Consider the following 14,241-nt stretch of genomic DNA (forward strand, 5'->3'; position numbering starts at 1 on the left):
TCCTGTTGTACACGAATGGTTCTGAGGCTGGACATGATCGTTTTCATTTCAATCTCCCTTCGGGCCAGGAATGATGGAAATATGCAGGTTTCGCTGTGGTCTGGCAATGCCTGACAGGTTTGCGGAATTTTGTGCCACGTGTCGGGACGACGGACCGGACGTCCTGTCGCTCTCGTCCGAAGCTACCACCCGCGGGTTTACCTCGCAGACTGGATGACATTTCACCAGGCACTCGAACTCGGTGGAAAAGCACCACACGTTACTCGAACAAATCCGGATTGCTGGCTTCGATTTGCGGCAGGTCGGTGAGGATGCCGTTGAGGTGGCACCGCATGGCAGCATCGGCGGCCGAGACGTCCTTGGCGTCAATTGCGGCGATGATCGCTTCGTGTTCGGCGATCAGGCGTGTCATCGAGTCGGGGTGACGGAGCTGGAGGTTGCAGACGCGATCCATGTGGGCCTTGATATCCGAAATGGCGTTCCACGCCAGGCCGCAGCCAGCACCTTCCGCGATCGCGATATGAAACTGCTCGTCCTCCCGGCGGAAGGCATTGTGATCATGTGCCTCCATCGCCGCCTTCTGACGCGCGATGATGGTATCGATCCGGCGCCGGGTCCAGCCGTCGAAACTCTCGCTGGCGCGCCGTGCGACAGCAACCTCGATCGCCTCGCGCACGAAGCGGGCTTCCATCATCTGCCGTGCCGAGATACGCACAACAACCGTGCCCCGGTTCGGGCGGATTTCCACCAGTTTCGATTTGCCAAGCGCGATCAGCGCCTCGCGCACCGGCTGTCGTGAAACCCCCATGCGGGTTGCGATTTCCTGCTCGGAAAGTCGGGTGCCGGGGGCAAGTTCAAGCCGGACAATCGCTTCGCGCAGGTCTTTCTCGACCTGCGCAGCTGCCGTTTCGCCGGTCTCAATCTTCAGGGAATCCAGGTTCATGTCTTTCGTCACCGTCATGCGTTGACATCCAATTTAAACCACCATACAGTACCATACAATTCAAACGCAACATAAATCCGGTGCCTTGAAAGCCGGACGAAGAGGGAGGGGCCGGCGGAGTTCGCCGGCCTGGGAGAGATATTGCTGTCCAATTTCATCGCACCTGATTCCAGTGACCCGCGGTTGAGCATTAAATCCCGCTACCAGATGCTTGTCGATGGCAAGTCCGTTGATGCCGCTTCCGGTAAGACCCTTGACCGGGTAAGCCCCGGTCATGCCGGCGTGGTGGTCGGCACATGGCCGGACGCTTCGGCTGACGACGTGCGCGCTGCGATCGCGGCTGCCCGCCGTGCGTTCGACACCGGTCCATGGCCGCGGATGTCGGGCGCCGAGCGCTCGCGGCTGATGTTCAAGGTCGCCGATCTTATCCTGGCTCGCCAGGAGGAGCTTGCGCTGGTGGAATGCCTCGAGGTCGGCAAGCCGATCGCCCAGGCGCGTGGCGAGATCGGTTTTTGCGCCGATCTCTGGTCTTACGCTGCCGGGCAGGCGCGGGCTCTCGAGGGCCAGACACACAACAATATCGGTGATGATCGTCTTGGCCTCGTGCTGCGCGAACCAGTGGGCGTCGTCGGAATCATCACGCCCTGGAACTTCCCCTTCATCATCGCATCAGAGCGCGTGCCGTGGGCGATCGGGGCCGGCTGCACGGTCGTTCTGAAACCCTCCGAATTCACCTCGGGCACCTCGATCCGCATGGCGGAGCTGGCCCGGGAAGCGGGCATTCCAGATGGCGTCTTCAACGTCGTCACAGGTTATGGCGATCCAGCCGGCCAGGTGCTGGCGGAAGATCCCGGCACCGACATGGTGGCTTTCACCGGCTCCGTTCGCGTCGGCACTAAGCTTGGAGAGATCGCAGCGCGCAGTGTCAAGCGTGTCGGACTGGAACTCGGCGGCAAGGGCCCGCAGATCGTCTTTGCGGATGCGGATCTTGAGGCCGCAGCCGATGGCATAGCCTATGGCGTCTATCACAATGCCGGACAGTGCTGCATTTCCGGCAGCCGCCTTCTCGTCCAGGAAGGTATCCGTGATGCCCTGATGGAGCGTCTGCTCGATACTTCGCGCAAGGTGACCTTCGGCGATCCGCTGAACGAGGACACCAGGATCGGTGCGATGATTTCGGAAGCGCACACGCAAAAAGTGCATTCGTATGTCGAGGCCGGTGTCGCATCGGGCGCAAAGTTGCTTCTCGGGGGCGAGAGGGTCGGCAAGGAGGCCGGGCTCTACTACGCACCGACCGTGTTTGCTGGCGTCACGCCCGATATGTCGATTGCCCGCGAGGAGATTTTCGGGCCGGTCCTGTCGACATTGACCTTCAAGACGGCCGATGAGGCCGTGGCGCTGGCGAACGCCAGCGAATTCGGTCTTTCGGCCTCGGTCTGGTCGACCAATCTCGAAAACGCGCTGCAGAGCATTCGCCGCATTCGTGCTGGCCGCTGCTGGATCAACAGCGTTATCGACGGAACACCGGAGCTGCCGATTGGCGGCTACAAGAAGAGTGGACTGGGCCGCGAGCTCGGCCGCTACGGCTTTGACGAATATTCGCAGTTCAAGGGTGTTCATGTGACGCTCGGGCGTCCTGCGCCCTGGTTCGCGCAATGAGCCGCGACAAGCGGCGCTAATACGGAAATGGAGTTTTTTTGCCTTTGGGAGAGGGCGAAGAACTTGGGAGGAAAACCTCGGCCGGCGCGATCTTTGGTCGGAGCCCGCCAGCCGAGATTTGGGTCTTGCGACCCGCATTGCACATCCAAAGGGAGGATACGCAAATGAAAGTGACCAGGTTTAAGATCGCAGCGCTTGCTGCGGGCATTGCCACCATGATGGCATCTACGGCGCTTGCCGCAGACGTCAAGGCAACGATGATCATCTACCTCGATCCGAGCGTTCAGTTCTTTAACCCCGTGGTGAAGGGAGCGCAAGACGCCGCCGCGCAGTTCGGTGTGGATCTCGACGTACAGTACGCCAACAACGATCCGGTTCGGCAGAACGACCTGATCGAAAGCGCAACGGCAAGTGGTGTCGATGGCATCGCCGTTGCTATCTCCTCGTCGGACGCCTTCGATGAGAGCATCTGCTCCGCGGTGAAGGCCGGCATCGTCGTCATCGGCTTCAACAACGACGATCTGGAAGGCGCCAAGGGCAACTGCCGCCAGGCCTATGTCGGCATGGACGAGTTTGCCTCCGGCTATGAGCTTGGCAATCGGATGATCAAGGAATTCGGGCTGAAGTCCGGCGATGTGGTATTCAATCCGCGCGAGATCCCCGAGGCGAGTTTTGCTGTTGCACGTGGCGGCGGCATCGAGAAGGCGATGACGGAAAACGGCATAAAGGTCGAGACCGTACGTGCGGGTCTTGATCCGGCAGAGGCGCAGAACATCATGGCGCAGTTCCTGATCGCCAATCCGAACGTAAAGGCGCTATTTGGTACAGGCTCCGTGACCTCTACCGTTGGTGCAGGCGCCATCAAGGATGCGGGCGTCAAGATCCCCTTCGGCGGTTTCGATCTTGCGGTCGAAATCGTCAATGCGGTCGAATCCGGTGCGATGTTCGCGACCATGGACCAGCAGCCCTACCTGCAGGGCTATCACCCGATCGCCCAGATCGCGCTGGCCAAGAAGTATGGGTTGACCCCGACCGACATCGACACCGGGCAGGGCGCCTTCCTCGACAAGTCGCGCATCAGCTCGGTCAAGCCGCTGATCGGCAGCTTCCGCTAACCGCGTTTCGTGGGAACCTGCCGTCGCGTTCGGCAGGTTCTCCGTCCATAAACGATCGAGTACCAGACCGTGACACCTATCCTAGCTGACAGTGCCGCGCCCAGGTCGCGGACCCAGAGACAATCCGTCCTTAAGCAGATCATGAGCATGCCTGCGGGCGCGATCCTGCTCGTCTTCGTGACATTGCAGATCGTCTGCATTGCCGGCGCGCTGCTCTATCCGGATGATTTTCGCTATCTTTCGCCACAGAATCTAACCATCCTGATGAAGGCGATCCCGGTGCTCGGCTGCCTGGCGCTCGGCGCCGGCATACTGATGATCGCCGGCGAATTCGATCTGTCCATCGGTTCAGTCTACACCTTCACTGCCATCCTCATCGCGACCCTGGTCGGCGCCGGCGTTAGCGCATTTATCGCAGCTCCCCTCGGTATTCTGGCTGGCGTGATGATCGGCCTCCTCAATGGCCATCTCACGCTGCGATTTGGTCTTCCGTCCTTCATCGTGACGCTCGGCGGTCTGCTGTTCTGGCGGGGTGCGGTGCTTCTCTACAACGGAGCTGTCCAGGTGCGCTTCGATCCTGAACCGATTTTTACCAGTCTCTTGTCGGGTACATTGTTCGGGATAAACGCCGCCTTCATCTGGATCATCCTGTTCGTCGTCGGCTTCCATTTCCTGTTGCACCGTCATCGCTTCGGCAACCATGTCTTTGCGACCGGCGGCAACAGGGCGGCTGCAGAGGCGATCGGCATCAACACCAACCGCGTCAAGCTCATCGCCTTCGCGATTGCGGGCGGGATGGCGGCCGTGGCGGGCATTCTGGCCACGGCCCGTGTCGGCAGCGCGCAGCCGGGACAGGGCGCAGGCCTCGAACTCCAGGCGATTGCCGCCTGCGTAATCGGCGGGCTCTCCCTGCGAGGCGGCCGCGGTTCGATCGTTGGGGTCTTCCTCGGTGTGATGCTCATCCACACCATGACCGACGTGCTGCTCCTCCTGCGCGCACCTGGCTTCTATCTCGACATGTTCATCGCCACCCTGATCGTGCTGGCCGCCATCTTCAACCATCTTATCGAGCGGCGAGGCCTTGCCTGATGTCGACCCCCAATCTTCTCGAACTGCACAATATCTCCAAGAGTTTCGGCGCGCTTACCGCGCTCAGGAATCTCAGTTTCCATATCGGAGAAGGCGAAGTTGTCGGTCTGCTGGGTGACAACGGCGCCGGAAAATCGACGACCGTCAATCTGATTTCCGGCATTCACAAACCGACGGAAGGTTATCTCAGCGTCGACGGCGAGAAGACGGCCTTTTCCTGCCGATCGGATTCTGCCGATGCCGGCATCGAGACCATCTATCAACACACTGCGCTGGTCGATTCCCTCTCGATCACCCGCAACATTTTCATGGGTCGCGAGCTGACGGATCGCTTCGGCTTTCTCCGTCAGGCCAAGATGCGTGACATCGCAATGGACGTCCTGCAGAACGCGGTGCACATCTCGGGCATCGATTCACCGGACACGCTCGTCGGCAATCTTTCAGGCGGCCAGAAGCAGGCCGTTGCCATTGCCCGCGCCGTCTACTTCAAGAAGCGCATACTGCTTCTCGATGAACCCACATCCGCACTCTCCGTGCGCGAGACGGAGGCGCTCTTGAACCAGGTGCTGAAACTCAAGGCGGAGAACGTTTCCAGCGTGTTGGTGACGCACAACATCTATCATGCCTACCAGGTGTGCGACCGCTTCGTCATCATGAGCCACGGCACCAAGGTCTTCGATGTCGACAAGGCAGACACCACGATCAATCAGCTGACCGAATATGTCGTGCTGACCTGACCCCATTGCTCATGACGAGAGGCAGATGCCGTGACTATTTCTGTATCGATACGCCAGGTCGTAGGACCTGCGGACGCCGCAAGGCGTAACACGCAAGGCCTGCGCGATGGCTTCGTGATCGAGGAACTCTTCCGCCCCGGGGAGATCAACCTCACCTACAGCCATCTCGACAGGATGATCGTCGGTGGCGTCGTGCCGGCAAACGAGAAGCTCGTGATCGACCATGTCGCAGAAACGGGTACCGAGCGACTTCTCGAACGACGCGAGGCGGCGATCATCAATATCGGTGGACCCGGTCGGGTAACAATTGGCACAAATGACTACGCGCTCGGCTTTCAGGAGGCCCTCTATATCGGAATGGGCGAAGGCGCCATCGGCTTCGTCAGCGATGACCCAGCCAATCCGGCGCTGTTTTATCTCCTGAGCGCGCCCGCGCATCGCTCATGCGCGACCGTACACATCACGCGGGACATGGCCAAAAAGGTAAGTCTCGGTTCGGCAGAAGAATCCAACGCTCGCACCATCAACCAGTATGTGCATCCGGATGTCTGTGACAGCTGCCAGCTGCTTGTGGGTCTTACCATGTTTGAGCCGGGGTCTGTGTGGAACACGATGCCGGCCCACGTGCATGATCGCCGCATGGAGGTCTATCTCTATTTCGGCATGGAGGAGACCACACGCGTCTTTCACCTCATGGGCGAGCCAAGCGAGACGCGGCATGTCGTCCTGAAGAACCACGACGCGGTGCTGTCGCCGGGGTGGTCGATCCATGCCGGCGCCGGTACGGGACGTTATGCCTTCATCTGGGCCATGGCCGGTGACAACATGAGCTTCACCGACATGGACAAGGTGCCGATGGATACTCTCAGATAAGACCATTCGCTCATCCGCATCCGACTATGTGCATAGCACCATCCTGCCGGTGGACGGCGGCTGGCTTGCCCGATGAAAGGACCGAAATGCAATATTATTCTCTGCCTGAAACTACCGTGTGGACCGAGATCGCACCGGGCAATCGTCGCGCAGTTTTGAGCGAGCGTCCGGAACTGATGCTCGTCGCCTTTCGGTTCGACAAGGGGGCCATTGGTGCTCTGCATTCCCATCCTCACACCCAGGTCAGCTATGTCGCCGAAGGTACCTTCGATGTCACGGTCGACGATGTCACCACCCGGCTCGGGCCGGGCAGTAGCTTTATCGTTGCTCCGAACAGCATTCACGGCGTGGTGGCGCTGACAGCAGGCCTGCTGATAGATACGTTCACGCCACGCCGAGACGATTTTTTATCGGCGTAGTCTAGACCACTCGGCAGTCGATTGTGGCACTGGTCGTGTCGGCTCAGAGCCGCGCCGGCGATCGGCGCAAAAGCCTATTTTGCCATCACGACCGCGGGCGGCTTCCAGGTTCCTTCGCCCGCCGGCAAGATCGACGGCGCCTCGGTCTTTGGCCAGTACAGGCGCATCACGAGATAGATCTTGTCGTCAGGTGCCGGCAGCCAATTTGCTTCCTTGTCCGCACCGGGGCTGTCCTTCTGGATGTACAGCGTCAGCGAGCCGTCCGTGCCCTTCTTCATCGCCGGCAACATCGGTGAGTTGATGAGGTAGCGTTTGATCGGGTTCTTGACCAGGAGCTGGCTCTTGCCGTCGTACATCGTAACGGACCAGAACGCGTTCACCGGTGGCATCTGGCCGGGTGGGAAGGTGATGGTGTACTTGTGCTTGCTGCCGTCGAGCGGCTCACCGGTCGCGTCCGCCCGCGTATAGGGGTACATCGCTTCCACGGCATCGTTGCCCAGGAGACCGCCCTTTGCAGCGCCTGCGCGCATAACCCAATCGCCGTTGTAGAAGGCCTCGTCGCCAAAGAACGAGCCGACGTTCCAGCCGTTGATGCTCTTGTTGCCGCTGGCCAGCCATTTGTCGACCTTGTCGTTACCCTGCTTCATGGCCACCAGGATTTCGGCTTTGTGTTCCAGCGACAGATCCTCGAACTCGAAGGTCTTGCCGGGACCGATGCCAATCTTCGCAAGCTTAGCGCGTATGGCTTTGTCCCTCGACGTCTCCGGAACGAATTGCAGGGCTGCGTCGAGATATTGGAAGAAATTGTCCTTGATCCCGGCCGTGGTGGCAGGAAGGAACTCGATCTGGGGTGCGGCTGGTGGGGCGGGCTGCTTGAGGAAGGCGGAAAGGGGCTGCGCCTTGTAGCCGGCCTGAGCTTTCTCGACGTTCGGCATGTCGTCGGGGTTGAAGAGCTGGGTGCGGATAAGTGCGAGCGTGAACGGCGTCGTCGATTGGAAGACCTTCTCGATCCCGGCGGGCGTTTCGCCCTTCCAATCGGGGCCGACCACCAGATAGTCGCCCGGCTCGCTCCCCGTGGTGCGCGTGCCGATATAGCCATAATTGTAGGTGTTGCCGTCGATGAGTTGGACGGCGTAGTAGCGGTCCTTTTCGATCGCCGGCACCGAGATTACCATCGGCTCGGCGCGCAGATCCAGCCAGAGGATCGAGTAGGGGGTGTCGCTGTTCGGCGTGATGACTGCCGTATCCTCAGGGGTGGCGACATGGTGCGCATTATAGATCTCGTTGAACGGTGCCTTGAACTGCCCCGAATCCTTGTCGACCGCGAACTCTTGCATGACTGCATAGTTCATTACGAGCGGCAGACCGTAGACGAAGCCTTCCTCCGCAATGTCCTTGGCCTCCAACAGGCTTGGCCATTCGGCATTGCTCTGGTCAATGACTAGGGGGGAGACCAAGTCGGCCCTCGCCGTCGTGGCGGCGAAAACCGCCATCGCAGCCGAGCAAAGCAGATCGCGTTTTGTAAGCATCTGAATAAATTCCTTTCGGTTAACAGCGGTCCGGCGACACGCATAAGGGTCAGGAAACGTGTTTAGTAATCGCGATGGTTGATCCAGGCTCGCTGGATGTCCTACCTTTGACCATGGGGACGCCGTCGATGCCGCGGATTGCGCCAGCGGGCCACGGTGGACATCGATCAAGCTCCGCCGATCGGGCCCTCCCGTTGTGAATTCCGAGCGTTGCTGTCGTGTTGCCCTATGTCCCCAATTCAACTAATGCCCGGAACCGGGGGCTGCTGCGCAGCGATCCACAGCCCGGAAAGTCTTTGCGTTGAGAATGTCTTGGCAATTGCGGCTACTGACAAGTACGTTACGGTAACATACCTCGTAAACGAGCCACTTCCGGGACATCGGGCTGCATTTGGGGAACGCCAAAAAACGCGTGAACTTGATGTTCCTTCCAATCGAATGTCCTTCATGGTCATCCCGAAACGCACTGCGCGATGAGCTAACGCCGTAAGATCGAGGCCTAGGCAGACGACATGCTCAAAGTCAGTGCAGGCTAAGGATTCCTGCGGCAAGTCCCGGCATAGGACGGTCAACGGGTTCGCGATCATTGCCGATCCGCAATCTGCGCTCTTCGCCATCACGTTGGCCTGGAGCGCGTTCGGCAATTCCTCAACGTGGCCGAACTGCGACAGACCCGTCGGTCGGCGCCAGCATGGTCGATCGAACTTCGTCTTCGGCTGGCAATCCCGCCTTTCTTATATCCGCAATCATTCGTGCCCGATCGCCAGGTGGGATATTGCGGGATTTCAGTTCAGCGACGATATTGCGGACGAAATCCGGGCGCATCTCGTTGAAACGGGCGGCTTCCCGACGCGCGTCCTCCATCATGCCTGCATCGACGTAGATGACAGCGGCAACGGCGTGGAAGAGAGGAAACTTCTGAAGATCGGCCTGCCGGATCTCAATGACTGCGGTCTTATCGTCGTGAAGCATGTATGCAACAAGCCCACGGATTCCATGATAATAACCGCCGCCGCCTGGATTGAGGGCAATGGCTTGATCCAGCAACGTCGCACCGCGCTGCCACGCACCGCTCATTGCAACACGGGTGCCAAACTCGCCAAGCAATTCGGTATCATTCGGGGTGGTCAATAGCGCCTGTTCACCGACACGGAGAGCTTCCGGTACGTTCTGCGTGAAGAACAGCGCGATCATCAGTGCCTGCTGGGCTCGGGCGTTGCCGGGATCGAGTTGCACGGCACGGCGGGCCGCGCGAAGGCTGCGATCGATCGGCGACGATCCGTCGTTCCTCGGATTGAACTTGAAACGGTCCTCGTCCAGGTGGATGATGGAGAGCATCGCCCAGGCCGTCGCGAAGGCTGGAAAGCGGTCAACCGCTCTCTCGAGACATTCTCGCACCTCGGCATGTCGAACAGCACTCAGCTCAGCACGGTAGGCATAAAAGGGAAGAGTACAACCATAGCTTCCGAGATCATTCGGCGGTGGTTTGGCGCCAATAGCCTGCGTGATGACGCCATACGGCTGCGCGACGGCCGTTGCGACCTTGTTTGCGACGTCGGATTGGATGGCGAACATATCGCGCGTGTGGATTTCGTCGTCATAGGTCTGGGACCAAAGGATCTCGTTGGTGTCGGTGTCGAGCAGTCGCGCCGTAACGCGAACAGCGTTGCCGGCAACGCGAACGGCACCTTTGAGAAGAAACCGGGCACCGAGTTCATCGCGGACCCGCGCCACCTCCGTCTCGGGTGACAGGGATTTCGACGTCTCACGGCCGAAGACCTTGATCTCCTTGAAGCGGGGGAGGGCGGTCAATAACTCCTCGGTCAAACCTGTTGCGTAGAGTGCGGCCTGATGGTCGTTCCCGAAGCTGACGAATGGCGCGATCACCAAGGTGGGGCCGTCAAGCACGTGTGAATCCTTCGGTGGCACGCCCACATGCGCAAACCACACAAGCCCCATCGTGACGACGCCAATCGCCAATACTGCCCCAATGACCACCCGCACAATGTTTTGCGACGGCGGAAATAGCCGCCATCGAGATTCATCGACTGAGGGCTTTTCATTACTGATTTCGGAATTCGCAGATGCCTTCCATGTGAACGATGGAGCGTAACCGCCTTTTGCAACTTCTATCGTGACAGGATCGTCCTGTCCTGCGACGAGATAGTAACGCTCCAGGGCGCGACGCAGTCGTCCAGCCTCGATCCGGACCACGGGATCATCCTGCGTGAATCCCTCTGGGCGCTTGAAAACCTCGATGGCAATGCTGTAGCCCTTGATCCTATCACCCCGGCCGGCAAGCGCTTCTTCAACCACGTAAACAAGAAACGAGACACTGCGGCCCACTTGAGGAAATTCTTCGCTGCTGAGAATGCGCGCAAGTTGAGTGCGAATATCGTCCATGGTTGGGGGCGCGCGCGTGGGTGACGGCGTCATATCGCGCCGCTCCTGCATCTTATTCTCCACTGCTTTCTCCTCACCCGCTCTTGAGGGACGCTACCAGAACTTTCATGCAGTTGCTAAATTAAACCTAACGCAGAAACTATTCGTCGTCCACGAGCAAGGTTCGCACCGGACATGTTTCTTCCTCCAGTGCTTGTTCCTATTCCACGAGGCGATTGGAACAAGAGCCGACGGACGTCAAACGCCGTATGTTACTGTTGTATACTTGCGCCTCCAAGATCTGGGGTCACTATGGCAGCTGCGTTTACGCGAGGACCAATAACCACCCAAATTACGCGGGCGGAAGAATGGCCGCTGTTCGTCGAGTGGACAACAGCTTTTCTTGAATCCCGGATGTTATGAAGGTTTGCTGCGGCGACACCCGCCTAGGTCGCTGCTACCAGAGGGCATGCCAGTGGATGAAGACAGATGGAAAAAGGTGTCGAATTTACGAAGACCTATTTCAAGAACCGCGTTAGGGCGATTGAAGAGCTTGCCGCGCGGAGCGAGGGATTTCGCGACCTATGCGACGATTTCGCCACTGCCCATGACGGGAAACTGGATTGGAAATGTTCATCAGCACCGGAGTGTGCTGAGCGCGTCGCCGAGTATGCAGAGCTCATAGACAGTCTTCAGATCGAGATTGAGCTGGCCCTGGACAGAGCGGCTATCGTGCCGTTCACGCGGCCGCGACGATGACAAAGCGACGAGCGTTGTCGATGTTTGCTACGGTAACATACTTCCCTTTCTGATCCCGACGCGCGACGGATGTCTCCGGAAACACCTTCTCCGATCAATCGCTCCAGGATGGGATACACTATGTCGAAGAGAATTGGCGTCTTTGGAGGAGCGGCGCTGGTCGCCTTCCTCACCTTAACGGCAGCGAGTTGGGCGGACACGATCAGCTATGCCGACGCGGTGACCGTCCTTGCCAAAGATTGCGGAGGCGACATCAAGAAGTTCTGCAATGGCGAGAACCTTGGACAGGGCCGGATCCAGGCCTGCCTCGAGCAGAACGTATCAAAGGTCTCCCCAATCTGCACTTCGACGCTTGGCAGCGTTCTGACATCGATTGCACAACGCCAGGAAGCGCAAGCGTCGGTGTTCAAGGTCTGCCGGCATGACGTCTCTCAATACTGCAACAGCGTGAAGGGCGATGGGAATATCCTTTCCTGCCTCGTCGAGACCAAACGCGTCGACAGCAAGGCATGCAACCAGGCAATCACCGACGCTGGATGGCGTTGAACTTGATCCGAACCGGGGAAAAGAAAATGTTCGTTCGTCGCCTTAGCGTCTCACTCGCACTCGGCCTGCTGCTGGCTCCCTGCATCGCTTCAGCTCAACAGCTCGACAACAGTCAGATCATGAGCACACTTGGACAGGTCAGGTCGGCAGCCCCTGCGGTGGACGTCGCTCTGCTCGTGGAGGAAGCCAACGCTAACGTCGGGAAGGGCGTTACGGCACTCCCCAACTGGAGCAAGCTCGCAGAGCTTTCGCAGCTCATCGTCGAGATCGATTTCGAGAACAACTCCGTTGCCATCGAGCCTAAATCCTACCGCACCGTCGGCCTGATCGCAGATGCGCTGCATCACCCCGATCTGTTCCGCTACAAGTTCCTTATTGTCGGGCATTCCAGCGCGACGGGATCAGCCAAACACAACCTCGAGCTCAGCCAGAAACGCGCCGACGCGATCAACGAGGCGTTGTCGACGACGTTCGCGGTTTCGCCCGATCGTCTCTTCTCGGTTGGTGCGGGCGAAGAATGGCCGATCGACGCCGGCCACCCGGAGGCTGCCGATAACAGGCGCGTTCAACTGATCAATCTCGGACTTTTGAAGTAGAGGCCTTGTGGCCCAGCGGAGGATAAATCGTGCTTAGAATTTCTCACGCCTGCGTCATCGCGGTCGCCGCGAGCCTCGCTTTCACCTCACCGGTCGGCGCGCAAGACGCCATCTCCGCCCCCGCGCAGAAGACCATCGGCACAATAAAGTCAAAAGTGGTGCCGTCGCTTGCCGTGCTCAACTCCGCAGGAGCAAGGCTCGAGAACGGCAAGCTGACGATGAGCGGCATCTCAGCCAATTCCATTGTGTTCGCGGACCGCCCGGTGCGATCGGCAGGGCATGTCCTGACCTCAGAGTTCGTCAAGCAATGGGGCGAGGGAGCAGATAGTTTCGCCAAAGATCCTCCCAATGCGACGATTTCGGTCTTGAGCGCCAAGGGAGATTCCGTCGCCGACGCCGTGGTTGTCCTGAAGACGCCGAAGCTTGAAGGCGGAAACCTGACCTTCGACGTTGCCGTGCTCGAAGGCGAGCTTGCGCAAGCCGATGGACCGGCATCGCTGTTCATCGACTGGTTTGCAGCCCGTGGACCGTATGGCGGCGTGGCCGTCGGGGGCGCTGGGGTCCGTGCCCCCGTCTGGAGGGGGGGCTGGTATGCACATCCTGGTGCATACTACGGAGCAGGCGTGGTTGCGGGTGCTGCTGTCGGCGCCGCCGCGGTCGCCGCCAATCGACCCTACTACCCGCCTCCAGCATGCGGATACTACCCCTATCCACCTTGCTACTAGCGCGAGGGAACTGCAACACCTGCGCCGGAGCAGACCAGTGGGAGGCTTGAGAGAAGTCTTCCACACCTGCGGCCAGACTACCGAGGATGTCACTTGTGGACCTGCTATCGGCTCCAAACCCAGTTCTGGAGATATGTGTCGGCACTGTAATTCTGATCGCGGTGATGTTCGTGCACGGCGTAGGCATCCGGGCCATCAGTTGGAAATTCAGCAAATCCTGGATGCATGTCACGAGCGTCGGAGGGCATTGGCGCCTGAACCTGGTGCTCGCGGTGACGATCGCCGCCTTGGCAATCCTGCATTTTGCAGAAACGCTGATCTGGTCGGTTCCTCTTTATGCGCGTTCAATCATCCCCTCGATGCGCGACAGCTACTATTTCGTTTTGGAGAGCTACACGACGCTCGGGGAAGGCAATGTTACCCTGCCCGATCGATGGCGTCTGCTCGGACCAATCATTGGCATGTCGGGATTATTCACCTTCGGATGGACCGGAAGTGTTCTGGTCAACATCATGACCGATGTTGGAAGGTTCGATATGTTGCGAGCGAAACGCGCGCATTCCGACGATGGTCCTCGATCATGAGCATTGGCTAGAACCAGCTGATTTCTCCGAATTTTCCGGGAGTCACTTCGGAGAATCTCGGACCAGGCGGCAAATATCCGCTCCGTTATAAATGGCGTGGGAATTCAACACGATCCATGCCAACGATTTATACCATGTAAGGCGCAGCTCCGATGCCTTTTCAACGCGACTCATGGCCAGTTGAGGGTGAGCGTCCGGCGAAGGCATTTTCGTTTGGTGGAGAGGCCGATATTATAGGCCGCGTTTCATCTCGTCTGCCATAACGCGTTCGACCACATCCGGATC

General features: G+C 59.1%; 14 protein-coding genes. 11 read left to right on the top strand and 3 right to left on the bottom strand.

Annotated elements, in window-relative coordinates:
- Positions 1–259: 259 nt before the first annotated feature.
- A complete protein-coding gene (locus ASC97_RS17200; RefSeq protein WP_057469571.1) occupies positions 260–961 on the bottom strand; it encodes a GntR family transcriptional regulator in 702 nt (233 codons plus the stop codon).
- Between the two features lie 123 nt (positions 962–1,084).
- On the opposite strand from ASC97_RS17200, the gene ASC97_RS17205 reads away from it, so the two are divergent.
- The 6 genes from ASC97_RS17205 (at position 1,085) to ASC97_RS17230 (ending at position 6,835) form a co-directional block, all read left to right on the top strand.
- Entirely contained in the window at positions 1,085–2,602 is a 1,518-nt protein-coding gene (locus tag ASC97_RS17205) for an aldehyde dehydrogenase family protein (protein ID WP_057469572.1), read from the top strand.
- 164 nt (positions 2,603–2,766) lie between these two features.
- Positions 2,767–3,717 (top strand): sugar ABC transporter substrate-binding protein, encoded by a 951-nt coding sequence (locus ASC97_RS17210; RefSeq protein ID WP_057469573.1) that lies wholly within the window; start codon positions 2,767–2,769, stop codon positions 3,715–3,717.
- 69 nt (positions 3,718–3,786) lie between these two features.
- Positions 3,787–4,806, top strand: a complete 1,020-nt coding sequence (locus tag ASC97_RS17215) for an ABC transporter permease (protein WP_200959490.1) — start codon at positions 3,787–3,789, stop codon at positions 4,804–4,806.
- Complete coding sequence (locus ASC97_RS17220; RefSeq protein WP_057469575.1) at positions 4,806–5,543, top strand: ATP-binding cassette domain-containing protein; 738 nt, start codon at positions 4,806–4,808, stop codon at positions 5,541–5,543. The genes ASC97_RS17215 and ASC97_RS17220 overlap by 1 nt, the downstream gene beginning before the upstream one ends.
- Before the next feature lie 30 nt (positions 5,544–5,573).
- Positions 5,574–6,416, top strand: coding sequence for a 5-dehydro-4-deoxy-D-glucuronate isomerase (kduI, locus tag ASC97_RS17225; protein WP_057469576.1), 843 nt, complete (start codon positions 5,574–5,576; stop codon positions 6,414–6,416).
- A gap of 86 nt (positions 6,417–6,502) precedes the next feature.
- Positions 6,503–6,835, top strand: a complete 333-nt coding sequence (locus tag ASC97_RS17230) for a cupin domain-containing protein (protein WP_057469577.1) — start codon at positions 6,503–6,505, stop codon at positions 6,833–6,835.
- 74 nt (positions 6,836–6,909) lie between these two features.
- On the opposite strand, the gene ASC97_RS17235 is transcribed toward ASC97_RS17230, so the two are convergent.
- Both ASC97_RS17235 and ASC97_RS17240 read right to left on the bottom strand, forming a co-directional pair.
- Positions 6,910–8,364, bottom strand: coding sequence for a DUF1254 domain-containing protein (locus tag ASC97_RS17235; RefSeq protein WP_057469578.1), 1,455 nt, complete (start codon positions 8,362–8,364; stop codon positions 6,910–6,912).
- 648 nt (positions 8,365–9,012) lie between these two features.
- Positions 9,013–10,818 (bottom strand): adenylate cyclase, encoded by a 1,806-nt coding sequence (locus tag ASC97_RS17240; RefSeq protein WP_082530036.1) that lies wholly within the window; start codon positions 10,816–10,818, stop codon positions 9,013–9,015.
- 417 nt (positions 10,819–11,235) lie between these two features.
- Between ASC97_RS17240 and ASC97_RS17245 the strand changes: the two genes are divergently transcribed.
- The 5 genes from ASC97_RS17245 (at position 11,236) to ASC97_RS17265 (ending at position 13,956) form a co-directional block, all read left to right on the top strand.
- A complete protein-coding gene (locus ASC97_RS17245) occupies positions 11,236–11,505 on the top strand; it encodes a hypothetical protein (RefSeq protein WP_057469580.1) in 270 nt (89 codons plus the stop codon).
- A gap of 120 nt (positions 11,506–11,625) precedes the next feature.
- The gene (locus ASC97_RS17250; RefSeq protein WP_057469581.1) at positions 11,626–12,051 is read left to right on the top strand and encodes a cysteine rich repeat-containing protein; all 426 of its coding nucleotides are present in this window, start codon (positions 11,626–11,628) and stop codon (positions 12,049–12,051) included.
- 26 nt (positions 12,052–12,077) lie between these two features.
- The gene (locus ASC97_RS17255; protein ID WP_057469582.1) at positions 12,078–12,647 is read left to right on the top strand and encodes an OmpA family protein; all 570 of its coding nucleotides are present in this window, start codon (positions 12,078–12,080) and stop codon (positions 12,645–12,647) included.
- A gap of 29 nt (positions 12,648–12,676) precedes the next feature.
- Positions 12,677–13,372, top strand: coding sequence for a hypothetical protein (locus ASC97_RS17260; RefSeq protein ID WP_057469583.1), 696 nt, complete (start codon positions 12,677–12,679; stop codon positions 13,370–13,372).
- Positions 13,373–13,467: 95 nt separating this feature from the next.
- Positions 13,468–13,956, top strand: coding sequence for an ion channel (locus ASC97_RS17265; RefSeq protein WP_057469594.1), 489 nt, complete (start codon positions 13,468–13,470; stop codon positions 13,954–13,956).
- Positions 13,957–14,241 lie beyond the last annotated feature (285 nt).

It is taken from the genome of Rhizobium sp. Root1203, assembly GCF_001424945.1.
Taxonomy (GTDB): Bacteria; Pseudomonadota; Alphaproteobacteria; order Rhizobiales; family Rhizobiaceae; genus Rhizobium.